This is a genomic window from Bacteroides sp. D22 (assembly GCF_000163675.1).
Lineage (GTDB): Bacteria > Bacteroidota > Bacteroidia > Bacteroidales > Bacteroidaceae > Bacteroides > Bacteroides xylanisolvens.
This window is the reverse complement of the sequence record NZ_GG774804.1, coordinates 160310-183248: the sequence shown is the minus strand read 5'-3', so window position 1 is coordinate 183248 and position 22939 is coordinate 160310. Positions and strand designations below refer to the sequence as shown.

Below are 22939 nucleotides of genomic sequence, written 5' to 3'. Positions count from 1 at the left end.
GCTTTATTTCATTTATTCCCGATCGCAGAAATACCTGGCAGAAACATAACCATTAGTCACAAAAGGATTATTCATATCTATTGTTATTGCCCTAAAGATAATAAATAAAACACCAATGGTCAAATAATGATAGTCATAAAACGACCATCATTATTTGACCATTGGCCTATCACTATAAAATCAGTTTTCTTTTGTCAGCAGACTTTCCAATTCTTCCGCGTTCAGACGAAGATAAAATTGTCCGCGATAGGCTACGGAGATACCGCCTGTTTCTTCCGAAACAATAATAGCATGAGCATCCGACTGTTGAGAGATTCCCATTGCTGCGCGATGTCGCAAGCCAAGTTCTTTCGGTATATTCAAATCATGAGATACAGGAAGAATACATCCTGCTGCCTTGATACGTTTTTTGCTGATTACCATTGCGCCATCGTGCAACGGACTATTCTTGAAGAATATATTTTCGATTAAACGTTGGTTGATTGCCGCATCAATCAGTTCGCCCGTACGGACGACTTCGTCTAAAGGAACGTTATGCTCTATGACAATCAATGCACCGACTTTTTGCTTCCCCATATTCAAACAAGCCATTACCACCGGCATGATATCGTCATGCTTCAACAACTCTTTTTTCGAACCGTTAAAGAGACGGGCCAGCGCACTGACATGTCGGTGAGATCCCAAAGTCAAGAGGAAACGGCGTATCTCATCCTGAAAAAGAACAATCAACGCGATCACACCCACATTCATCAATGTGTCGAAAATAGAGCCCAACAATTTCATTTCCAGCACTTGCGTCACCACCAGCCAGATCAGGATAAAAACCAGAATTCCGGTGAACACCTTGATAGAACCGGAAGCTTTCATCAATTTGTAGGTATAGTACAAAACAAAAGCTACCAGCAGAATATCGATAAAATCTTTTATGCCAAACTCAAAAAACATGCCCCCTCCTCTTATTTGTCATATCCACTCTCTATTTTTAATTTCTCTGTGATCCGGACAGCTTCCACCGCTTCACGCACATCATGCACCCGCAGGATATGCGCTCCTTTCATTAACGCAACAGTGTCCAATACGGTTGTCCCGTTCAATGAATCTTGCGGGGTTCCTCCCAACAATTTATAAATCATTGATTTCCGTGAAACTCCCACTAAAACAGGAAGTTCGAAGATATGAAACTCTTCCAGATGTGCCAATAGTTCATAATTATGTTCCAGTGTTTTTCCGAATCCGAATCCCGGATCGAGAATGATATCTTTCACTCCCAAGTCGCGAAGTTGCTGCACTTTACGGGCGAAATACAGGAAAACATCTTTTATCAGATGATCATAAGACGGTTCTTTCTGCATATTTTGGGGAGTTCCCTGCATGTGCATCATTATATAAGGTACTCCCAAGTCGGCTACTGTCTGAAACATCCGGTGATCCATTTCACCGGCAGCTATGTCATTAATAATAGCCACTCCATATTCTTTCACACATTCTTCCGCCACATCAGCCCGGAAAGTATCAACGGAAATAATGGCTTCGGGATGATTACGATTCATAATTTCCAAACCGGTACGCAGTCTTCTCATCTCTTCTTCAGCAGAAATATGTTCGGCATTCGGCCGTGAAGAATAGGCTCCTATATCAATTATTGAAGCACCTTCATCAAGTATCTGCCGGGCCCGGGCAGCAATGTCTTCTTCAGTCTGCATCCGGCTGCCGGAATAAAAAGAATCGGGAGTAACATTTAAAATTCCCATCACCTGCGGAGTAGCAAGATCGAGCAACCGCCCTTTTACATTTATATAAATAGGAGATATAGGTTTCATCATTGACAACATTCCTTTTAGATCGCCTACAAATGTAGATAAAAAAAGCAAGTATTCGTACTAAAAAGAAGAAATAAACGTATATTTGCAAACTATAGAAGAACCCGAAAAATTCATACCATGAGCCGATTAACCCTATTTCGCGTAGGATTTCTTTTCCTCATTTTGTTCTTTACCACTACTGCTAAAGCTCAAAAAGAGGCTGAAACCTTCAATGTTGACTCTACTCTCTATGAATATTATCAACGTTGTCAAGAATACTTGTTAGAGCCTGTTGTACTTAATATGTCCGACACTTTATTCCGAATGGCCGGCGAACGGCAGGACGAACGAATGCAGGCAGTAGCCATAGCCACTCAACTGGATTATTATTATTTTCAGGGAACCAATGAAGACAGCGTAATCCACTATACCAACAAAGTAAAAGAATTCGCCAAGGCCACTCATCAGCCTAAATACTATTACTTCGCATGGGCTAATAGATTAATCACCTATTACCTAAAAACAAGCAGAACAAACATAGCACTTTATGAAGTGCAAAACATGTTAAAAGAAGCTCAAGAAGAGGATGATAAGACCGGCCTCTCCCGTTGCTATAACATCATGTCGCAAATCTACACCATCAAAAGATTCGATTCGATGGCGTTCGAGTGGCGATTGAAAGAAATCGAACTGACTGAAAAATACAAGATCGAAAACTACAACATCTCCCAGACCTATGCCCAGATAGCCAACTATTACATCAACCAGAAAAAGCAAAAAGAAGCATTAGCTGCTGTGGAAAAAGCCATTGCGACTGCCAATTCCTCTACGCAACAAATATCTGCCAAGTTGGAATTTGTAAACTACTACAGCAAGTTCGGCGACTTTCAAGCTGCCGAAAAATTACTGAAGGAGTGTCAGACAGCGTTTGAACAGGACAAAAGACTGGAGTCTATCAAAAAGAGACTGTATAATATAGAATGTTTATACTACCAGCAGACCAAACAATATCAGAAAGCGCTGGAAGCCGCAAAGATGCAGGAAAAAGAAGAACGTCGTTTAAGCGAAAGCATACTTAGCAGCATTCATTACCGCACACAGGGAGAAATCTACCAAAAGATGGGGAATATGAACCTGGCGGTCAAATATCTGCAAATGTACATCAACGCGGATGACTCTTTGAAAATAGCCAATGAACAAGTGTCCAGCAGCGAATTCGCCACCTTATTAAATGTAGAAAAGCTCAATGCCGAAAAGAAAGAACTCATGCTTCAGGCACAAGAGAAGGAGTTGCATAATAAAACAACCTTGATTATTTCATTGATTATTTTATTAGGTATCTTATTCATATTCCTTTATAGAGAAAATTTCTTGAAACGCAAACTGAAAGTTTCAGAGGCCGAACTTAAAACAAGGAATGAAGAACTTATGGTATCAAAGGAAGAATTGCGTAAAGCCAAAGATATAGCGGAAGCAAGCAGCCGGATGAAAACGACGTTTATCCAAAGCATGACGCACGAAATCCGCACACCGCTCAACTCTATCGTAGGCTTCTCGCAAGTATTAAGCGACCATTACAGCAATAGTCCGGAAACACAGGAGTTTGTCAATATCATCAAAAGCAACAGTAACGACTTGCTTCGACTGGTGACTGATGTGCTCACGCTGTCCGAACTGGATCAATATGAACAACTGCCCACCGACGCCGAAACAGACCTTCATGCGATCTGTCAACTTGCATCTGAAGTTGCCAAAGATAACACGCAGAAAGATGTGGAGGTTTTATTCGAACCTGAAAGAGAAAGCCTGCTCATACGCAGTAATTCGGAACGTATATCACAAGTATTGAACAACCTCGCACATAATGCCGCTAAATTTACGACTCATGGCAGTATTCGCATCGCTTATTCCGTATTGGAAGCTGAAAAGAAAATTGAAATCAGTGTGACCGATACAGGAACAGGCATCCCGAAAGACCAACAGGAAGCAGTATTTGAACGTTTTTACAAAATGAACTCTTTCACGCAGGGCACCGGGCTCGGACTTCCGATATGCCGGAGTATTGCCGAAAAGTTAGGAGGCAGCCTCCGAATCGACACTTCTTACACAGAAGGATGCCGGATGATCCTGACTCTTCCTTTGATATATGCCTAAGCAAAAAACTGCCCGAACTCCCATCAAATCCGAAAGAATAGCCTATCTTTGCAACGTTTTAAATAAAAGATCAGGTTATGAAACTTTCTGCTCTTTACCAGATTTTTCTGGATTGCCAATCAGTAACTACTGATAGCCGGAACTGTCCGGACGGTTCTTTGTTTATCGCCTTGAAAGGTGAGTCGTTCAACGGTAATGCATTTGCCAAATTAGCGCTGGACTCCGGATGCGCGTTTGCCATTATCGATGAAATACAGTATGCCATAGAAGGCGACCAACGATATATACTTGTAGACGACTGCCTGCAAACCATGCAGCAGCTTGCCAACTATCATCGCCGCCAACTCGGAACGCGAGTGATCGGCATTACGGGCACTAATGGGAAGACAACCACCAAAGAGTTAATTTCCAGCGTTCTCTGCCAAGCCCACAATGTACTCTATACTTTAGGTAATCTCAACAACCACATCGGCGTACCGACTACCCTGCTACGGTTAAAACCGGAACATGACCTTGCCGTCATTGAGATGGGCGCCAACCATCCGGGGGAAATCAAGTTTCTTTGCGAAATAGCCGAACCGGATTATGGTATTATCACTAACGTAGGCAAAGCTCATCTGGAGGGATTCGGTTCTTTCGAAGGAGTTATCAAGACCAAAGGAGAGCTTTATGATTTCCTCCGCAAGAAAGATGCCATCACCTTTATCCATCACGATAACCCCTATTTGATGAATATCTCACAGGGACTGAACCTGATTTCTTATGGAACAGAAGATGATCTCTATGTCAATGGCCGGATTACCGGCAATTCGCCTTATCTTGCTTTCGAATGGAAAGCCGGTAAAGACGGTGAAGCCCATCAAGTCTGTACACAATTGATCGGAGAATATAATTTCCCCAATGCCCTGGCTGCAATCACTATCGGACGTTTCTTCGGAGTGGAAACAAAGAAGATCGATAAAGCTCTGGCAGAGTATACGCCACAGAACAACCGTTCCCAACTTAAAAAGACAGAAAATAACACGCTTATCATCGACGCATATAACGCAAACCCAACCAGCATGATGGCTGCCTTGCAAAACTTCCGGAATATGACAGTTCCCCACAAGATGCTCATATTAGGAGATATGCGCGAACTGGGTGCTGATAGCCCGGCCGAACACCAGAAAATCGTTGACTACATCAAAGAAAGTAATTTTGAGAAAGTATGGCTCGTGGGAGAACAGTTTGCCGCAAGTGAACATTCTTTTAAAACTTATGCAAATGTGCAGGAAGTTATAAAGGATTTGCAAGAAGATAAACCCAAAGGATATACTATTCTCATTAAAGGTTCCAATGGAATCAAACTTAGTTCAACGGTAGAATTTCTATAAAGCCGGAATGATAAACTTCAAATGATAAATGATAAACGGTGAATAATGGTTGACTATATCATATCCATTATTCACCGTTTATTATTTGCCATCGTTCACGGCTTATCGTTCACCTTTGTTGTTCATAGGTTGCCTTTTACTATTTATTTATTTTCATCCTCGGCCGTACGACATAATAGGCCACTAAACTAGCCAGAATCGCCCCTGTTGTATTGGCCGCAAAATCCAACCAGTCACCACCCCGGTAAGTAGTACAGTATTCCTGCAACAACTCCACACAACCGCTGAAAAGCACCGGACAAAGGAACGCCCCTACCCACGCATGCCACATCGGAGCATGATCCCTGCGATGTGCACGCAAAAACTCCAGCCACAACATCCCCGACATACCGAAATACATACAAACATGAACCATTTTGTCTAAATTGGGAATTTCATTCAAATCCGTCTTAGGCGGTTTAAAGAACGACAGATAAATCACTGTCAAAATGATAAAAAGCGAGATAGGATATTTCTTAATATAAGATAGCATATCTAAATAATATTACAATTTTCGTGCAAATATAAGTATCATTTTCTATATTTGCACTTTAACTCGCATATTTTATAACGATTTGTAAGATAAAACAAGATTTATGGCAAAAATTGATAGAGCGAACTTCGGCAGCAAATTAGGGGTCATACTCGCTTCTGCCGGCTCTGCAGTTGGGTTGGGTAATATATGGAGGTTTCCATACGAAACAGGAAATCATGGAGGTGCTGCTTTTATACTGATCTATTTAGGTTGTATCTTTCTCTTGGGATTGCCTATTATGATTGCCGAGTTCCTGATAGGACGCCGATCAAGAGCCAACACTGCAAGAGCGTATCAAACATTAGCTCCGGGAACGCATTGGCGTTGGGTAGGACGCATGGGAGTATTAGCAGGTTTCCTGATACTTAGTTATTATGCAGTAGTAGCAGGGTGGACACTTGAATATATTCTTGAGGCTGCCACCAATGGCTTTGCCGGAAAAAACTCCGGAGAGTTTATCTCTTCTTTCCAACAATTCTCCAGTAGCCCGTGGCGACCGGTCGTATGGTTGGTAGCATTTTTATTGATTACTCATTTCATCATCGTGAAAGGAGTAGAAAAGGGGATTGAAAAGTCTTCTAAGATCATGATGCCTACCTTGTTTATCATTATCCTTATACTGGTAGTTTGTTCGGTCACTCTGCCGGGAGCCGGTGCAGGTATTGAATTCCTGCTCAAACCCGACTTTAGCAAAGTGGACGGAAATGTGTTTTTAAGTGCTATGGGACAGGCTTTCTTTTCTTTGAGTCTGGGTATGGGATGCCTTTGCACCTACGCCTCTTATTTCAGTAAAGAAACCAATCTGACTAAAACAGCTTTCAGTGTAGGAATCATTGATACTTTTGTGGCAATACTAGCCGGATTTATCATCTTCCCGGCAGCCTTTTCGGTTGGCATACAACCGGATTCAGGTCCCAGTCTGATCTTTATCACGCTGCCTAATGTATTCCAACAGGCATTTAGCGGAGTCCCCGTATTAGCATACATATTCTCTGTAATGTTCTACGCATTGTTGGCGATGGCTGCTTTAACTTCTACCATTTCTTTGCACGAAGTAGTAACCGCTTATCTTCACGAGGAGTTTAATCTTTCCCGTGGAAAAGCAGCAAGGTTAGTCACCGGCGGTTGTGTCTTTCTCGGAATATTCTGTTCATTATCATTGGGAGTCATGAAAGGATTCACCGTTTTCGGACTGGGAATGTTCGATCTCTTCGACTTCGTAACAGCTAAAATCATGTTACCGCTTGGCGGACTGTGTATCTCCCTCTTTACCGGATGGTATCTGGATAAAAAGATTGTATGGTCAGAAATTACCAATGACGGCTCGTTAAAGATACCGGTATACAAGCTTATCATCTTTATATTAAAATATATCGCACCAATCGCCATCTCACTGATATTTATCAATGAACTTGGGCTAATCAAGCTATAATGTGGAAAGACTTCCTTTATTATACTAAAACCGAACGACAAGGCATTATCGTCCTTGTCGTTCTTATTTTAGGAGTATATGCAGCTCCTGAACTCTTTGCCTTTTTCACTCGTACCGAAGATACCGACTGCACAGAGAATGAGAAATCCGATCAAGAGTATAATGACTTTGTTGCCTCTCTCCGGGAAACAAAACCTCACAACAGGTTCGGTCATTCTTTTCCATCAACCCCTCAAAGGGAAATCAAGCTTAGGATGTTTGATCCGAACACCGCAGACTCCACCACTTTCCTTTCGCTCGGATTACCACCCTGGATGATAAAGAATATCCTGCACTATCGCCATAAACAAGGCAAATTCCGTCATCCGGAGGATTTTCGGAAGATATACGGACTCACAGAAGAACAATACCAGACTCTTCATCCTTATATCCAAATTACAGAAGATTTCAGTTCGAAAGATAAAGATACAATACGGTTATTAACCGTACAAAGCATACAACGGGACACACTTGTGAAATACCAACCGGGAACTGTCGTCAGCCTCAACTCTGCTGATACCACCGAACTTAAAAAGATTCCGGGAGTCGGAAGCACTATTGCCCGGATGATCGTAAATTACCGCGAACGGCTGGGAGGCTTTTGCCGGATAGAGCAGTTACAGGAGATTCATCTAAAAGCAGAAAGGCTCCGCCCGTGGTTTTCTATTGACACCCATCAGATACACCGTATCAATTTAAACAAAGCCGGTATGGAACGAATGATGCGTCATCCATACATAAACTACTATCAAGCGAAGGTCATCATAGAATATCGGAAAAAGAAAGGAATCTTAAAAAGTCTGAAGCAATTATCCCTTTATGAGGAGTTCACTCCTATTGATCTTGAACGGATCGAGCCCTACATTTGTTATAATAAATAAAAAAAGATGCATTCCTATCACACCAGACAAGAATGCATCACACACAAACAAAACAAACACTCTACTATCATCTTCACAGACTTCCGTAGAGAAGCGACTATAAATATATAGCTAAAAGATAGAACACTTGCAAGGCTCTACCTTTTTGGTATACATTTTTAGAAGTTAGGTTCTCTAATTAATATTTTTTAATCATACCATCCACCATATGGACTGTCCGGTCCGTGATTTTGGCAAGTCCCTCGTCATGCGTCACTATGACAAAAGTCTGCCCCAGACGGTCCCTCAAATCGAAGAACAGTTGATGTAAATCTTCTTTATTATGTGTATCCAGACTACCGGATGGTTCGTCTGCCAGAATAACTGCCGGGTCGTTAATCAAAGCCCGCGCTACCGCTACCCGTTGTTTCTCACCTCCCGACAGTTCATTCGGTTTATGAGAAGCCCGGTCAACCAGTCCCATGAAATCCAGAATCTTCGTGGCACGGTCATTTGCCTCTTTGGAAGAAACGCCTGCAATGAGAGCGGGAATCATCACATTTTCTAATGCCGTAAACTCCGGCAACAGTTGATGAAACTGGAAAACAAAACCGATATTCTTATTACGGAATGCAGATAGTTCTTTCTCTTTCATCCGGCTTACTACTGTTCCGTCAATCTGCACCGTACCTGCGTCCGGTTCATCGAGAGTGCCCATGATCTGCAACAAAGTCGTTTTACCGGCACCGCTCGGACCTACGATACTGACAATTTCTCCTTTATTGATTTCCAGATCAATGCCTTTCAACACTTGTAATGAGCCGAAACTCTTCGTTATACCTTCTAGTTTTATCATAATAGCCTTTATAATCGTTTAATGACATATTCAGCCAGATAGCACCCAAACACGGCCGGCATATAACTGACTGTTCCACACGTCGATTTCTTATTCTGTTCATCATCCGTCAGCAACACGGCTTTCGGGTCGGCTTGTTCCGTACTGAACACTACCGGAAGTTTCCGTTTCATTCCCATCTTCTGCAAGCGTTTCCGTACCGCCTTGCTCAAACCGCAATGATACGTCTCCCAAAGATCGGCAAAACGAACCTGGGTGATGTCACTCTTCGCTCCTGCTCCCATACTGGAAACAATCTTTATACGACGTTTCATCGCTTCATAAATCAGAAAGCATTTCGGACTGATCGTATCAATAGCATCTACTATAAAATCATATTGATTGGCATCCAACAGTTCCGGTATATTCTCATCTTTCAGGTATACGGGCAGAACGGTCAATTCGATATCCGGATTTATATCTTTATAACGGGCAGCTAATACTTCCGCTTTCGCCTTTCCCAATGTGGAATGCATGGCCGGCAACTGACGATTCATATTGGTAGGCTGCACTGTATCGGCATCTACAATCGTCATCCGTCCGACTCCTGCGCGGCAGATCATCTCGGCGGCGTAAGCTCCCACTCCACCCAATCCCACGACCAATACGTGCGCGTTCCGGATGCGTTCCATCTTTTCCTCTCCTAACAGGAGTGCTGTTCTCTGTTGCCAGTCGTATCTTTCCATCAGTTTTTCTTTAACCATTTATAGAACCATTTACCCACTTTCTCATAATGTTGAGACTCATTATGTCCACGCGGATCAGAGAATGACACAATTTCCTGCGGTTCTCCAAACTGATCGGGATAGATGATAATCAAACTATTATTAGAGAAATATTTTCCCAGTTGCGCCGGCAGACGTTCAAAAGAGGTATCGTAAGAGATAGACCCGCGACGGGCAGAAACAACCACCAGCAAGTGGTCATAATTCACCTGTCCTGTCAATAACAGGAGATCTTCCCACTCTTCCAGGATGGAAAATTCTGTCGGAGTACCCGCATGTCTCTTCTTCACCAGTTGCTGAAGGCGCATCAATGTACGTTCATTGGCAAAGAAATGCACCCGACAGCCGAGGATGCTTCCCATACGGCAGAAATGTTCCACCCACTTTGAGAAACCCGATTCATATTCAGCCTTTGGCGGAACAGCAATATTAATTCGGCGCAGGGTGTTAACCGGCATCAGGAATTTGGCAATCATCACTTCACGATGCGTACCTTTCAATAGACTTTCAGCCAGATGTCCGAAGAAAGAGTCGACAATATTGGCCTTCCGGTGCAGACCGATCACAATATCCGTAGCTTCATATTCTTTAATCGTATGGATAATCCCCGAAGCAATATTCAAATCATAACGGCTCACCATCGTGACAGGCACATCGGCAGCAGCAGCAATCATGGCAGCCTTCTCCAAATTCCGTTTGCCCTGCTGCTCTTTTTTCTCCGAACTGTTATTGTCATTAATCACATTCAATGCCACCAATGCATTCTTTTGCTTGGCATCCTTTATCACCAAAGCCAGATTAACCAAATCTTCAATCGTCTCCGGATTAGCGACCGGAATCAGGATCTGTTCCTTATTTATCTGTTTAGCTTCTTCTTCCGCTTGCACATTTTCATCCAGAGCGAAACGGCGGGCCGAACGTTCGGTCACCAAAGAACTGATGACACAAGTGAACAGTATCATCACTACCGTACCGTTCAATACATCATCATTCAACAAGCGTTCTCCATTCTCCATAATAATTTCGTGGCCGATCAGTACTGCTGCCAGTGTAGCCGCAGCCTGCGCATTACTCAAGCCAAATATCATGCTCCGCTCATTCGACTGCATCCGGTATATCTTCTGCGTGATCCAAGCAGCCAACCATTTACTAAAAGTCGCCACTACTGTCATTACAATAGCCACCTTCAATGCTTCACCTCCGGTAAACAGGCTCCTTACATCAATAATCATCCCGACGCCAATCAGGAAATAAGGAATAAACAAGGCATTTCCCACAAACTCCAGGCGGTTCATCAAAGGAGATACATGAGGAATCAAACGATTCAACACCAAGCCTGCCAGAAAAGCACCTAAAATTCCTTCCATTCCCACGAATTCCATCAATCCTCCTCCGAGGAAGACCATTGCCAGCACAAACACAAACTGCATCACGCTGTCATCATACTTCCGGAAGAACCAACGCCCGATACGGGGAAAGAAGAATACAATCAGGAATCCGAGAAAAGCCACTTTTGCCACAAGAAATACCCAGAACCAACCATCAACAGTGCCTTTAAACATACCACCTATGACGGCAAGAATAATCAAAGCAAGGGTGACGGTGACAGCCGTCCCCCCAATGGTTATATTGACGCTGCGCAAACGCGACAATCCATAACGGCTAATAATAGGATAGGCTATTAAAGTATGGGAAGCGTACATACTTGCCAATAACACCGCCGTGAGAAAGCCATAACCCAGCATACTCATACTACTCCATATTCCCAACGCCATCGGAATCAGAAAGGTGAGCCAGCCGAACACAACACTTTTCGTCCGGTTTTTCTTAAAGTCCTCCATATCCATTTCGAGTCCGGCAAGAAACATGATATAATATAATCCCACTTTGCCGAAGAGTTCGAAACTGCTGTCACGGTCGAGCACATGAAAGCCGTGTTCGCCAATCAATACACCCGCCAGAATCATGCCTATAATATGAGGTATATGAAGACGTCCGAGGATCATCGGAGCAAAGAGAATGATAATCAATACCAAAAAGAATACCCAAGTCGGGTCGGTAATCGGTAAGGTTAAATTAAAATCAAACAGGTTCATAGGCTGTGGCTTTAGGAATTCAATGCAAAGGAACAAAAAAGTTTGCAGAATCACAATGAATGTCCAGACGTATTATTCAGTAGTCAAGTAGTAAGTAGTTAAGTAGTAAATTACTGAATTAACCACTTGCAACTTTCCGTATTATCTTTATACAGGTCCTTCACAGGAATACAACGAGTGTATATATTACCAATCGTATTCTCCGTTGCGTAAAAAAACAAGAAAAAGATAATAATAGAATAACAAGCGGGAAAATATCCCACATCGCTCTTTGACATACTAGAAATGAAAACTATTGCCCTCAAAGCGTTGTTATTCTCTATGAAATTTTGTAACTTTGCAGAAAGTAATCTATGAAAGGAGAATTGCCCTATGAAGACAACTGATGAAATTCTGGAATTGCTACGCCAATTTAAGAGTGTTGCTGGTGAGAAGTACGGTATTGAGCAACTTGCTCTTTTCGGCTCCGCCGCACGGGGCGAACAGCGAGAAGATAGCGATATTGACATCTGTGTGAAGTTGCACAAAACCACCTTCCGCACCTATATGGCTATCAAGGAGGAACTTGAACATCTTTTTCATATTAAGGTAGATTTATTAACCCTGCACGAGAATATGCGTCAGTTGTTCCGGCAAAATATTGAACGCGATGCGATCTATATCTAATGAACAAATAGCGGATATGCTCCGCTTTGTGGAACGTCAGACTGTATTTGTTCTTGAAACTACGGCTGACGTTAAAACTTATCATGACTTCCTCACCAATATGAGCGGCATGGTGCTTTTCAACTCCACCTGCATGTGTCTGCAAACAATCGGTGAAACAATTCGCCAAGTGGATGAACTTACTGCTGGTAACCTTTTTGCTCGTTACCCGTCGACCCCATGGAAGCAAATCATCGGAATGCGTAATATTATCTCGCATGAGTATCTTTCGGTAGATACAGAACTGGTATTTGACATTACCCGCGAAGAACTCGCCCCCTTACTGACTGATCTCCGCCGTGTGCTTGCCGACATCGACAACGCTACATAACACTCCGTCCAACAACCACACTTGATTATACGCGTAAGGTTAAAGAAATCCACCGAAAAACTGAAATATTTCTCTCAAAAGCGATGTTTATATGCTAAATTGTTATAATTTTGCAGCCAAATCTTTTCTATTCGACAGGAAAGAAATTCAATATTCACAATTTAACAAAAGAAAAAGATGAAAGTAGCTATTGTTGGCGTAAGCGGAGCCGTAGGACAAGAATTCCTGCGCGTGCTCGATGAGAGAAACTTCCCGATGGACGAGTTAGTTTTGTTCGGTTCTAAACGTAGTGCCGGAACAACTTACACTTTCCGCGGTAAACAGATCGAGGTGAAACTCTTACAACACAACGATGACTTTAAAGGGGTAGACATTGCTTTCACTTCTGCCGGTGCAGGAACATCCAAGGAATTCGAAAAAATAATCACCAAGTATGGTGCTGTGATGATCGACAACTCCAGCGCATTCCGTATGGATGCCGATGTACCTTTGGTTGTGCCTGAAGTAAATGCCGAAGATGCATTGGAACGTCCGCGTGGCGTTATTGCCAACCCGAATTGTACGACTATCCAGATGGTAGTTGCACTGAAAGCCATCGAAAAGCTTTCTCATATAAAAACCGTGCACGTGTCTACCTATCAAGCAGCAAGTGGTGCGGGTGCTGCTGCTATGGACGAATTGTACGAACAATATCGCCAGGTATTGGCAAACGAGCCTGTGACTGTAGAGAAGTTTGCCTATCAGTTGGCTTTCAACCTGATTCCGCAGATTGACGTATTCACAGAAAACGGTTATACGAAAGAGGAAATGAAAATGTACAATGAAACACGTAAGATCATGCATTCTGACGTAAAGGTTAGTGCAACTTGTGTACGTGTTCCTGCATTACGCGCTCACTCTGAAAGTATCTGGATAGAAACAGAACGTCCGATTTCCGTAGAAGAAGCTCGTGAAGCATTCGCTAACGGTGAAGGGCTGGTTCTTCAGGACAATCCGGCAGAAAAAGAATACCCGATGCCGCTGTTCCTGGCAGGTAAAGATCCGGTATACGTAGGCCGTATCCGCAAAGACCTGACAAACGAAAACGGATTGACTTTCTGGATTGTAGGTGACCAGATCAAGAAAGGCGCTGCCCTGAATGCTGTTCAGATTGCCGAATATCTGATTAAAGTAAAAAATATCTAATACAATAGACTGGATATAATATCCGGTCAATGACAGATAAGCCCAATAAATCAACCGGCTTGCAATGTGATAGTGATCGCAATGCAAGCCGTTTTTTTATTTTCTAAATTACCTATTAAAGAAAAGGTACCCATTATTAGGTAAAAGATCCCCAGTTGCAGGTATTAAGATTTGTGAAAATAACTATTTATAGTGATTGATATAAACTTGGTTTTTATCGAATTTTGCACAAAACTTATCTATGAAATATTGTCTTTTTAACATAGCATTCTGGGGGCTGCTATTTTTCAATTTATTTGAGGCCGCAGCTAATTCAAACATCTATACAATCTCGGGACGTGTGACCGAGCCCAAAACGAATTCCCCCTTGCCCGGTGCTTCCATTCTCATTAAAGGCACCTATTTATGGGCTGTATCCAATCAGAAAGGCGAATTCACGATACAAGGAGTGCAGGAGGGAAAATATAATCTGGAAGTTTCTTTTCTGGGTTATGTACCGGCAACAATTCCGGTAAATGTGCACAGTAATATCAAAAACCTACATATAGAACTCAAAGAAAACACGCTTGCACTGGATGATGTAGTCGTTACTGCACAAGCGCCCAAGAATGAGTTAAACACTACGCTCACTATCGGTAATAATGCGCTGGAACATTTGCAGGTATCCAACGTGAGCGATATCTCCGCTCTTCTTCCGGGAGGAAAGACAAAAGTGCCGGATCTTACCACTAATAATATCTTCTCATTACGCGACGGAGGGTCGACAGTCGGTAATGCAGCCTTTGGGACAGCCGTTGAAGTGGATGGGGTACGTATTGGCAATAATGGCTCATTTGGAAATATGAACGGAGCAGATACCCGTAATATCACCGTGGCGGATATTGAATCGGTTGAAGTCATCACCGGAGTACCTTCGGCTGAATACGGGGATTTGAATAGCGGAATGGTCAAGATTCACACCCGGAAAGGGAAAACACCCTGGAACATATTATTGTCCATCAATCCCCGCACCGAACAGGTTTCCTTCTCCAAAGGATTGGATTTAGGAAACGACAAAGGCGTTATCAACATAAACGGAGAATGGACAAAGGCTACCCAAAAGTTGGTATCTCCCTATTCGTCTTATACAAGAAGGGGATTCTCTGCCGGATATAGCAACACTTTCAGCAAAGTGTTCAGATTCGATATCGGTGTTACAGGTAATATCGGAGGAATGAATACCAAAGATGACCCGGATGCCTATTCGGGAGAATACAACAAAGTGAGGGATAACGTATTCCGGGCAAACACTTCACTGGCCTGGCTGCTCAATAAATCGTGGGTCACCAACCTCAAGTTCGACGCATCGGTATACTACAATGACAATAACTCCCATGCACATACTTTCTATTCGTATGCATCGGAACAGCCGGCTGTTCATGCCACGCAAGAAGGATATTTTATGGCAAGCAAACTGCCATATACCTACTTCGCAGATCAGATCATCGACTCCAAAGAACTGGATTATGCCGCATCGTTAAAGTATGAATGGAACAGACGGTTCAAGACTGTAAACAGCAACCTGAAAGCGGGTGTTCAGTGGAAAGCAACAGGGAATGTGGGTGAAGGAGAATATTACAAAGACCCTTCACTGGCTCCGAACGGTTATCGCCCCCGCCCTTACACCGCTTATCCATATATGCATAACGTTTCGCTTTATGCCGAAGAAAGTCTGTCGTTACCAGTGGGAAACACCCTGCTTAGACTGATGGCGGGAGTGCGTTGGGAACATTTGTTTATCAAGGGAACGAACTATAAAAACCTGAATACTCTTTCACCACGTTTCAATGCCAGATGGCAGTTGAACGAACATATCGCTATCCGTGGCGGTTGGGGAATCACTGAAAAGCTTCCCTCTTTCTATACCTTGTACCTCAAACAGGAATACCGGGACATACAGACATTCGGTTTTTCCTATAATAACAATGAATCATCTTATATCTATTACAGCCAGCCCTACACATTACTGCACAATGAGAATCTACGCTGGCAACGGAATCAGAATTCGGAATTGGGCATTGACGTCCATATAGCCCGGACCAGGATTTCGCTAGTCGGTTATTTCAACCGTACCAAGTTACCGTATAAATACACGAGTTCCTATAACCCGTTCTCTTACGATGTTCTCCAATTACCGGAGGGATTCACTATGCCGACTAATCCGCAAATCAATGTGGATAATCAGACGGGAATGGTGTACATACGTGACAATGCATCGAGCTACTGGACTCCTATGGATGTAAAGGTGACCGACCAGACTTTTGTCAAGTCAACCTCTCCCGATAATGGAATGGACGTCATTCGCCGTGGAGCGGAAATGATTGTTGATTTCCCGGAAATAACTCCTATCCGTACGCAATTCCGGTTAGATGCCTCCTATGCTTATACTAAATATATCGACAATTCTTTGTCCTATTATTATCAGAACGGATGGTCGCACACCAGTCTTGCCAACCGCTCCTACCAATATGTAGGTATCTATGCCAATGGCGACAACTTATCGACGACTGCCAACGGTAAACGTACCCACTCATTGGATGCCAATATCACAGCCATCACCCGTATTCCGAAAGCCAGACTGATTATTTCATGCAGACTGGAGGCTTCGCTTGTGAAGCGTTCGCAGAATATCTCCGAATATAAGGGAAAAGAATACGCGTTCAACGTAAGTGAAAGCAGCAATGCCCAAACGGGTGGAAGCATTTATAACGGTGACTCTTATACGGCTATCTGGCCGGTGGCATATCTCGACCTGAACAATGAGATGCATCCTTTCACGTCAGCCGAAGCCGAGAATCCGGAATTCTCTTATCTGATACGCAAATCGGGCAATGCCTACACATTTGCAGCGGATGGATATGATCCTTATTTCTCCGCCAATATCAACATAACCAAAGAGATTGGCGACCATGTGTCTCTTTCTCTCAACGCTATCAATTTCACCAATTCACGGCCGTATGTAAAATCTCATGCAACCGGTGTGAGCGCGCTCTTTACCCCGGATTTCTATTATGGACTTACTTGCCGTATTAAATTTTAAAGATATGAAGCAGTCTATCTACATATTATTACTAACAGTGACCGGGATCTTTGCAGGATGCACGGATCTTGATAAAGAGAATCCGTACGACGATCAGTTGCACAGCCTGCAAGTGACTGCCGTATACCCGGATGGATACTCGGAATATCTCCGGGAAGGAGTGACCGTAAAGATTGAAGATGTCGATCGTGGAAATTCTTACAAGGCTAAAACCGACAAGAACGGAGTGGCGCAATTCTCTCTGACTAAAGGTATATATCGCGTGCAGGTCAGCGACAAGGACGGACAGGATATTTTCAACGGACTGGCCGATAATGTGAAACTGACCAGCGGAAACATGGCGTTCAACCTCCCGCTCATCCATTCCAGAGCCGGGGCTATTATTATTAAGGAGATTTATTGCGGAGGATGTACAAAGTTGCCGCTGGAGGGAAACTACCAGTCCGACAAATATATAATCCTGCATAATAACGATTCGGAAGTGCAATATCTCGATAGTTTATGTTTCGGAGCGCTTGATCCTTACAATTCCCAAGCTACCAATGTCTGGGTAACGCAGGATGAAATAACCGGAGCAACCATCTTCCGGGATTTTGCTCCCATCGTTCAGTGCATCTGGCAGTTTGGCGGTACCGGCAAGACTTTCCCGCTTCAACCGGGAGAAGATGCAGTGATTGCCATCAATGGGGCAGTTGACCATGCAGCGCAATACCCGCAATCTGTCAATCTGAACAAACCGGGATACTTTGTCTGCTACAATAACGTTTATTTTCCGAATACACAGTATCATCCGGCTCCGGGGGATCAAATCACACCGGATCATTATCTGAACGTGGTATTGAAAACCGGACAGGCGAATGCTTACTCGTTCTCTATCTTTTCTCCTGCTACGGTTATCTTTAAAGCTAAGGATACCACGATACAGGACTTTGTTCTAAAAGAGGGAAGTGTGATACAAAAACCGGGAAGTACCACCGACCGGGTGATAGCAGTTCCGCTCGACTGGGTGATTGATGGAGCGGAAGTGTACTACGGTGGTTCCTCCAACAACAAGAAACGTATATCTCCTTCCATCGACGCAGGATATGTCACTCAAAGTGCGACATACAACGGACGCAGCTTATATCGACATGTGGACGAAGAAGCTACGCAGGAAGCAGGTTATGAAGTATTGATGGACACCAACAACTCTTCTACCGATTTTTATGAAAGAGAAAAACAATCTTTGCATGAGTGAGATGAAAAAAATATATATAACAGGTCTTTGGTTACTATGTATAGTGTACGGTGTTTCGGCACAGACTTACGACATTATAGAACGGCGTAATTCCTGGAATACCGGAAAAAATGTTACAGGTATCAGGATGGATAGCATCTCTTCTTCCTATGCCGAACTGTATGGTAAGAATAACCATGGTGATTTCCACCACTCTTACGAAGCGGAGAAATCATGGAATGCCGGAGCAATAGCCAAGTCTATCACTCATCTGAAAGGGTATTCGCTGACTGGTTCTTTCTCATTCGATCATACTTCCGGTAAGGACATGAGTGGTTCCATGTTTATCCAGCCGGGATTTTATCCGGTAGACATTCTAGAGTTCACTCCCGGACGCAAAGACCTGCAACGATACGCTTTTATGGGCGGTATTGCATCAGATATTGCACCTAACTGGCGATTGGGAGGAAAGATTGACTTTGCCGCCTCCAACTATTCCAAACGGAAAGACTTGCGACATACCAATTACCGGCTGGATTTGAAAGTAGCCCCCAGTGTGATGTATCACTCGGGCGATCTAGCCATCGGTTTTTCTTATATGTTCAGCAAAAACAGCGAATCGGTCAAGGCGGAAGTAATCGGGACTACCGAAAACTCCTACAACGCCTTCTTGGACAAAGGACTGATGTATGGAGCTTATGAAGCATGGGACGGCAGCGGGATTCATCTAAGCGAATCGGGAATCAACGGCTTTCCGATCAAAGAACTGTCTAACGGGGGAGCACTGCAACTTCAATGGAAGAGATTTTATGGAGATATCGAATATACCTATTCTTCGGGGTCTGCCGGTGAAAGAGATGCTATCTGGTTCAAATTCCCCACTCACCGGATTGCCTCTCATTTGAGTTATCATTTCAAACAGGGAAAGAAAGAGCATTTTCTACGATTGAACCTGCAATGGTCACATTTGGTCAACAACGAGAATGTGATTAATAAGGAGACTGTTAACGGAATAACGACGACTTATATCAACGGCTCCAACCGCATTTTCGAAAGAGATGCTTTCTCGGTCCATCCCGAATATGAATTTATAAGTCCTCGTACAGAAGTTCGTTTGGGAACACATATTTCAACTTTCAAACGACTGACTACCCAGATGTATCCGTATGTAGCGTCGGAAAAGATGCTTTGTACGCAGACGTATGTATCCAGCGTGTTTCATATAGGGAAATTTGACTTAAAGGCAGCCGCTTCCTTTGCCATAGGAAACTCTACTGAGAAAAGCAGAGTCATTACAACAGATACGGAGCCGGGTGATCCTCCTTATCGCCTGACAGATTATTATAATCTGCAGAATGAATATGCTACTGCTCCACAAGCAACGCTTCGTCTCGGTTTACGCTATCATTTCAACCATGGGATCTATGCTGAAGTACAGGGAAGTTATACACGCGGTTTCAACCTTCACTATATAGATGGTTCGAGCCGTTGGAATGAGACTATCAAGTTAGGATATACTTTTTGAGAACCGGGATATGCTTTTTGAAAACAATGAATATATATATAAACTAAATTATTAAGCAATGAAAAAGAGTTTAACATTTATCTTCGCAGCAGCACTTTTGGTATCTTGCCAACAGGAAGAGAACGAAACGACGACTCCTTCAGACAGTCGTATTACTATCTCGCCTGTTATCACACGCGCTACCGAAGTTAACTTTGAAACCGGAGATAAAATTGGCGTTACAATCATCCAAAACGGTGACTTCGTATATGCGGAAAATAAACTAATGACATTCAATGACGGAGTATTTGCAGGTGACCTGCTTTGGTACCCGGAAGGAAATGACAAATCGCAGATAGTAGCATACTATCCTTATAGAGAAGGTAATACTCCTACTTCTTTTTCTGTAGAAGCCGATCAGACCACCGGATATGGGGCATCAGACCTTATGGCAGCAAGCAATAAAGATGTACTTCCTACTGTAAATACTATAACAATGAACTTTAAGCATCTGCTTACCAAACTGGTCATTAATGTAACAAAGGAAGTAGAAGCCAACATAACATCCATTGCATTGAAAGGCTCTATCCCGACTGCAACTCTTGATCTGGCTGCCCTTACAGTTACTGCTGACGCGAATGTCGCAGCTACAAACATTACGGCACAGGTTGTTGAAACGAACAAAACTTACCGCGCCCTCATCGTTCCCCAAACGGTAGCTTTGACGCTCGAAGTAGCAACTTCTGATGGCAAGACCTTGTCGCAGAAACTCACATCTACTACTTTAGCGCAAGGAGGACAATACAGCGTAAACATCCGTGTATTGCCTGACGATATAGAGGTTAAACTTATCGGTGACATCGAAAACTGGACAGATGAAGGTGAAATCGGAGCAGACAATGAGATTCCTTTCGAAGAACATCTCAATGAGAACTATTTCTTATACGATAATGTAAAATATAACACGGTAACTTTGGCGAACGGTACTACGTGGATGGCTGAACCGCTTATTTATCTTCCGAAAGGATATACTCCTTCTACCGATCCTACTGCTGATAGTCATGTTTGGTACCCGTATGAAATCAAAGCTGACGGTGCAACCGTAGCCACAACAGAGGAAAGTGCTATCAAAGAATTAGGTTATCTATATGATTTCCAAGTTGCACTGGGCGGTAAGGAAATTACTGAAAGCAATCTGAACTCTTTTGAAGGAGCGCAAGGTATTTGTCCGAAAGGTTGGCACATACCAACACGTCTGGAATACTTTAATCTGGTAGGAAAAACAACGAATGATGTCGACGGCAAGGTACCGGCTGATGGTGATAAAGCTCTTTTCTATGATGCAGTTTATGACGGCGCCAAAATATCATCACTGAATAATGCAGGATTCAATTACCAATTCTCCGGCGTTCGTATGGCAACAAGCCTTACAGGTGCCGGCAGCTATCAAAAAACGGCAATAGCAGAAGATGCCAATATTCAAACTGCATGGCACGGAAAACCGGCAATGAATTATCTTATGACTTCGACTGCCTTCAAGCCCGTATACAATAGCACCAGCGGACTACTTACCAATATACAGTTCTTTGGATTAATGAGTACAATCAATGCAAAGTATTCGGAAGGCAGATTATCATTATCTTATGTCAGCATTAAAGCCGGTATGCAACTCCGTTGCGTAAGGGATCAAGCTGCCAACTAAAGGAGTAGTATTTGTTTCAAGCATGGTTGAAACTCCCCGCCCGTAAGGCGAACTATTAAAAGCTATAAACAAACGAAAAACAGATTACAAACTATATAAAAACGAAGCAATAACAATGAAAACAAAAAAGCTAACAATCGCAATTGCCCTTATGGCAATGACTTTTATCGGAACTTCATGTGGTAACAAACAACAGAAAAGCGCATCAGAAGCGACTACAGAACAGTCTGCATCTTCCGCTTTGGAAATTGATTCTCTCCTTGCCAATGCCGAAAACCTTGCAGGACAAGAAGTAACCATTGAAGGCGTTTGCACACATACCTGCAAACATGGTGCAAAGAAAATCTTCCTGATGGGCAGTGACGATACCCAAGTGATCCGTGTAGAAGCCGGAACATTGGGAGCCTTCGATCCTAAATGTGTGAACTCTATTGTCCGTGTTACCGGAACATTGAAAGAACAACGCATCGACGAAGCCTACCTCCAAAACTGGGAAGCACAACTCAAAGCACAAGCTGCCGAAAAACACGGAACCGGTGAAGCCGGATGCGATTCTGAAAAGAAAGCACGCGGCGAAACAGCCAACAGTCCCGAAGCCCGCATCGCAGACTTCCGCGCAAAAATAGCCGACCGCAAAGCAGAAACAGGAAAAGAGTATTTATCTTTCTATTTTATGGAAGCCAACTCGTATGAAGTGGAGTAGTACTGTTCGTAAATGGAGCCGGCTCATACACCGTGACCTGTCATTTTTCTTTTCCGGAATGGTATTGATATATGCCATTTCCGGAATTGTAATGAATCACCGTGACACGATTAATCCGAACTTCTCCATCACACGGAAAGAATATAAAATAGCGGAAAAGCTACCGGACAAAGCAGGAATGAGTAAAGAGAAAGTACTTACTCTACTGGAACCTTTGGGAGAAACCGGCAACTATACCAAATACTACTTCCCGAAAACGGACGTAATGAAAGTCTTCCTGAAAGGCGGTTCCAGCCTTCTGGTAAACGTGAAGACAGGAGAAGCGGTATATGAATCCGTCACCCGTCGCCCGCTTATCGGAGCGATGTCCCGTTTACATTACAATCCGGGACAATGGTGGACTTACTTCGCGGATATTTTCGCTATCGCCCTTATTATCATTACTCTTTCCGGCATTATCATGCTGAAAGGGAACAAGGGCATTATCGGCAGAGGAGGAATAGAACTAATAGTCGGAATCTTGATTCCCATTCTTTTCCTTTTCTTCTTTTGAATCGAAATAAC

The 22939-nt window shown here is 43.2% G+C and carries 19 protein-coding genes; 13 read left to right on the top strand and 6 right to left on the bottom strand.

Annotated elements, in window-relative coordinates:
* Positions 1 to 180 precede the first annotated feature (180 nt).
* Together cdaA and folP are read right to left on the bottom strand one after the other, a co-directional pair.
* Positions 181 to 945 carry a diadenylate cyclase CdaA gene (gene cdaA, locus HMPREF0106_RS13800; RefSeq protein ID WP_009039805.1) on the bottom strand — a complete coding sequence of 255 codons (765 nt, stop codon included), beginning with the start codon at positions 943 to 945 and terminating at the stop codon, positions 181 to 183.
* An 11-nt stretch (positions 946 to 956) separates the two neighbouring features.
* Complete coding sequence (folP, locus tag HMPREF0106_RS13805; protein ID WP_009039804.1) at positions 957 to 1823, bottom strand: dihydropteroate synthase; 867 nt, start codon at positions 1821 to 1823, stop codon at positions 957 to 959.
* A gap of 117 nt (positions 1824 to 1940) precedes the next feature.
* Between folP and HMPREF0106_RS13810 the strand changes: the two genes are divergently transcribed.
* Together HMPREF0106_RS13810 and HMPREF0106_RS13815 are read left to right on the top strand one after the other, a co-directional pair.
* Positions 1941 to 3956 (top strand): sensor histidine kinase, encoded by a 2016-nt coding sequence (locus HMPREF0106_RS13810; protein ID WP_008776468.1) that lies wholly within the window; start codon positions 1941 to 1943, stop codon positions 3954 to 3956.
* A gap of 77 nt (positions 3957 to 4033) precedes the next feature.
* Complete coding sequence (locus HMPREF0106_RS13815) at positions 4034 to 5329, top strand: UDP-N-acetylmuramoyl-tripeptide--D-alanyl-D-alanine ligase (RefSeq protein WP_009039803.1); 1296 nt, start codon at positions 4034 to 4036, stop codon at positions 5327 to 5329.
* A gap of 139 nt (positions 5330 to 5468) precedes the next feature.
* On the opposite strand, the gene HMPREF0106_RS13820 is transcribed toward HMPREF0106_RS13815, so the two are convergent.
* The gene (locus HMPREF0106_RS13820; protein WP_009039802.1) at positions 5469 to 5861 is read right to left on the bottom strand and encodes a VanZ family protein; all 393 of its coding nucleotides are present in this window, start codon (positions 5859 to 5861) and stop codon (positions 5469 to 5471) included.
* A 103-nt stretch (positions 5862 to 5964) separates the two neighbouring features.
* Here HMPREF0106_RS13820 and HMPREF0106_RS13825 point away from each other — a divergent pair, with 103 nt between their 5' ends.
* Complete coding sequence (locus tag HMPREF0106_RS13825) at positions 5965 to 7335, top strand: sodium-dependent transporter (RefSeq protein ID WP_004314879.1); 1371 nt, start codon at positions 5965 to 5967, stop codon at positions 7333 to 7335.
* The gene (locus HMPREF0106_RS13830) at positions 7335 to 8255 is read left to right on the top strand and encodes a helix-hairpin-helix domain-containing protein (protein ID WP_009039801.1); all 921 of its coding nucleotides are present in this window, start codon (positions 7335 to 7337) and stop codon (positions 8253 to 8255) included. Before HMPREF0106_RS13825 ends, HMPREF0106_RS13830 begins: the two co-directional genes overlap by 1 nt.
* 178 nt (positions 8256 to 8433) lie before the next feature.
* On the opposite strand, the gene HMPREF0106_RS13835 is transcribed toward HMPREF0106_RS13830, so the two are convergent.
* Genes HMPREF0106_RS13835 through HMPREF0106_RS13845 form a run of 3 tightly spaced genes read right to left on the bottom strand, consistent with a single transcriptional unit; the run spans position 8434 to position 11950 of the window.
* Positions 8434 to 9090 carry an ABC transporter ATP-binding protein gene (locus HMPREF0106_RS13835; protein ID WP_004314881.1) on the bottom strand — a complete coding sequence of 219 codons (657 nt, stop codon included), beginning with the start codon at positions 9088 to 9090 and terminating at the stop codon, positions 8434 to 8436.
* Positions 9091 to 9098: 8 nt separating this feature from the next.
* Positions 9099 to 9833, bottom strand: a complete 735-nt coding sequence (locus HMPREF0106_RS13840) for a ThiF family adenylyltransferase (protein WP_008649541.1) — start codon at positions 9831 to 9833, stop codon at positions 9099 to 9101.
* Entirely contained in the window at positions 9815 to 11950 is a 2136-nt protein-coding gene (locus tag HMPREF0106_RS13845) for a cation:proton antiporter (RefSeq protein WP_004314883.1), read from the bottom strand. Before HMPREF0106_RS13845 ends, HMPREF0106_RS13840 begins: the two co-directional genes overlap by 19 nt.
* A 372-nt stretch (positions 11951 to 12322) precedes the next feature.
* Here HMPREF0106_RS13845 and HMPREF0106_RS13850 point away from each other — a divergent pair, with 372 nt between their 5' ends.
* The 9 genes from HMPREF0106_RS13850 to HMPREF0106_RS13890 all read left to right on the top strand — a co-directional run bounded on the left by HMPREF0106_RS13850 (position 12323) and on the right by HMPREF0106_RS13890 (position 22928).
* On the top strand, positions 12323 to 12616 hold the full coding sequence (locus tag HMPREF0106_RS13850) for a nucleotidyltransferase family protein (protein ID WP_009039799.1): 294 nt from the start codon (positions 12323 to 12325) through the stop codon (positions 12614 to 12616).
* Entirely contained in the window at positions 12600 to 12986 is a 387-nt protein-coding gene (locus HMPREF0106_RS13855; RefSeq protein ID WP_009039798.1) for a DUF86 domain-containing protein, read from the top strand. The genes HMPREF0106_RS13850 and HMPREF0106_RS13855 overlap by 17 nt, the downstream gene beginning before the upstream one ends.
* A 177-nt stretch (positions 12987 to 13163) precedes the next feature.
* Positions 13164 to 14171 (top strand): aspartate-semialdehyde dehydrogenase, encoded by a 1008-nt coding sequence (locus HMPREF0106_RS13860; RefSeq protein WP_008642977.1) that lies wholly within the window; start codon positions 13164 to 13166, stop codon positions 14169 to 14171.
* Positions 14172 to 14412: 241 nt separating this feature from the next.
* Complete coding sequence (locus HMPREF0106_RS13865; RefSeq protein ID WP_008642976.1) at positions 14413 to 17250, top strand: TonB-dependent receptor; 2838 nt, start codon at positions 14413 to 14415, stop codon at positions 17248 to 17250.
* A gap of 4 nt (positions 17251 to 17254) precedes the next feature.
* Positions 17255 to 18487 carry a DUF4876 domain-containing protein gene (locus HMPREF0106_RS13870; protein ID WP_008642975.1) on the top strand — a complete coding sequence of 411 codons (1233 nt, stop codon included), beginning with the start codon at positions 17255 to 17257 and terminating at the stop codon, positions 18485 to 18487.
* Complete coding sequence (locus tag HMPREF0106_RS13875) at positions 18480 to 19991, top strand: DUF6850 family outer membrane beta-barrel protein (protein ID WP_008642974.1); 1512 nt, start codon at positions 18480 to 18482, stop codon at positions 19989 to 19991. The genes HMPREF0106_RS13870 and HMPREF0106_RS13875 overlap by 8 nt, the downstream gene beginning before the upstream one ends.
* A gap of 58 nt (positions 19992 to 20049) precedes the next feature.
* Positions 20050 to 21672, top strand: coding sequence for a fimbrillin family protein (locus tag HMPREF0106_RS13880; protein ID WP_008642973.1), 1623 nt, complete (start codon positions 20050 to 20052; stop codon positions 21670 to 21672).
* A gap of 115 nt (positions 21673 to 21787) precedes the next feature.
* A complete protein-coding gene (locus tag HMPREF0106_RS13885) occupies positions 21788 to 22375 on the top strand; it encodes a hypothetical protein (RefSeq protein WP_008642972.1) in 588 nt (195 codons plus the stop codon).
* Positions 22362 to 22928, top strand: coding sequence for a PepSY-associated TM helix domain-containing protein (locus HMPREF0106_RS13890; RefSeq protein ID WP_008642971.1), 567 nt, complete (start codon positions 22362 to 22364; stop codon positions 22926 to 22928). The genes HMPREF0106_RS13885 and HMPREF0106_RS13890 overlap by 14 nt, the downstream gene beginning before the upstream one ends.
* The last annotated feature ends 11 nt before the right edge of the window (positions 22929 to 22939 follow it).

What these genes read in the sequence shown, in the direction of transcription:
- cdaA (WP_009039805.1), bottom strand. Translation starts at nt 945, where the DNA reads ATGTTTTTTGAGTTTGGCATAAAAGATTTTATCGATATTCTGCTGGTA.
- folP (WP_009039804.1), bottom strand. Translation starts at nt 1,823, where the DNA reads ATGATGAAACCTATATCTCCTATTTATATAAATGTAAAAGGGCGGTTG.
- HMPREF0106_RS13810 (WP_008776468.1), top strand. Translation starts at nt 1,941, where the DNA reads ATGAGCCGATTAACCCTATTTCGCGTAGGATTTCTTTTCCTCATTTTG.
- HMPREF0106_RS13815 (WP_009039803.1), top strand. Translation starts at nt 4,034, where the DNA reads ATGAAACTTTCTGCTCTTTACCAGATTTTTCTGGATTGCCAATCAGTA.
- HMPREF0106_RS13820 (WP_009039802.1), bottom strand. Translation starts at nt 5,861, where the DNA reads ATGCTATCTTATATTAAGAAATATCCTATCTCGCTTTTTATCATTTTG.
- HMPREF0106_RS13825 (WP_004314879.1), top strand. Translation starts at nt 5,965, where the DNA reads ATGGCAAAAATTGATAGAGCGAACTTCGGCAGCAAATTAGGGGTCATA.
- HMPREF0106_RS13830 (WP_009039801.1), top strand. Translation starts at nt 7,335, where the DNA reads ATGTGGAAAGACTTCCTTTATTATACTAAAACCGAACGACAAGGCATT.
- HMPREF0106_RS13835 (WP_004314881.1), bottom strand. Translation starts at nt 9,090, where the DNA reads ATGATAAAACTAGAAGGTATAACGAAGAGTTTCGGCTCATTACAAGTG.
- HMPREF0106_RS13840 (WP_008649541.1), bottom strand. Translation starts at nt 9,833, where the DNA reads ATGGTTAAAGAAAAACTGATGGAAAGATACGACTGGCAACAGAGAACA.
- HMPREF0106_RS13845 (WP_004314883.1), bottom strand. Translation starts at nt 11,950, where the DNA reads ATGAACCTGTTTGATTTTAATTTAACCTTACCGATTACCGACCCGACT.
- HMPREF0106_RS13850 (WP_009039799.1), top strand. Translation starts at nt 12,323, where the DNA reads ATGAAGACAACTGATGAAATTCTGGAATTGCTACGCCAATTTAAGAGT.
- HMPREF0106_RS13855 (WP_009039798.1), top strand. Translation starts at nt 12,600, where the DNA reads ATGCGATCTATATCTAATGAACAAATAGCGGATATGCTCCGCTTTGTG.
- HMPREF0106_RS13860 (WP_008642977.1), top strand. Translation starts at nt 13,164, where the DNA reads ATGAAAGTAGCTATTGTTGGCGTAAGCGGAGCCGTAGGACAAGAATTC.
- HMPREF0106_RS13865 (WP_008642976.1), top strand. Translation starts at nt 14,413, where the DNA reads ATGAAATATTGTCTTTTTAACATAGCATTCTGGGGGCTGCTATTTTTC.
- HMPREF0106_RS13870 (WP_008642975.1), top strand. Translation starts at nt 17,255, where the DNA reads ATGAAGCAGTCTATCTACATATTATTACTAACAGTGACCGGGATCTTT.
- HMPREF0106_RS13875 (WP_008642974.1), top strand. Translation starts at nt 18,480, where the DNA reads ATGAGTGAGATGAAAAAAATATATATAACAGGTCTTTGGTTACTATGT.
- HMPREF0106_RS13880 (WP_008642973.1), top strand. Translation starts at nt 20,050, where the DNA reads ATGAAAAAGAGTTTAACATTTATCTTCGCAGCAGCACTTTTGGTATCT.
- HMPREF0106_RS13885 (WP_008642972.1), top strand. Translation starts at nt 21,788, where the DNA reads ATGAAAACAAAAAAGCTAACAATCGCAATTGCCCTTATGGCAATGACT.
- HMPREF0106_RS13890 (WP_008642971.1), top strand. Translation starts at nt 22,362, where the DNA reads ATGAAGTGGAGTAGTACTGTTCGTAAATGGAGCCGGCTCATACACCGT.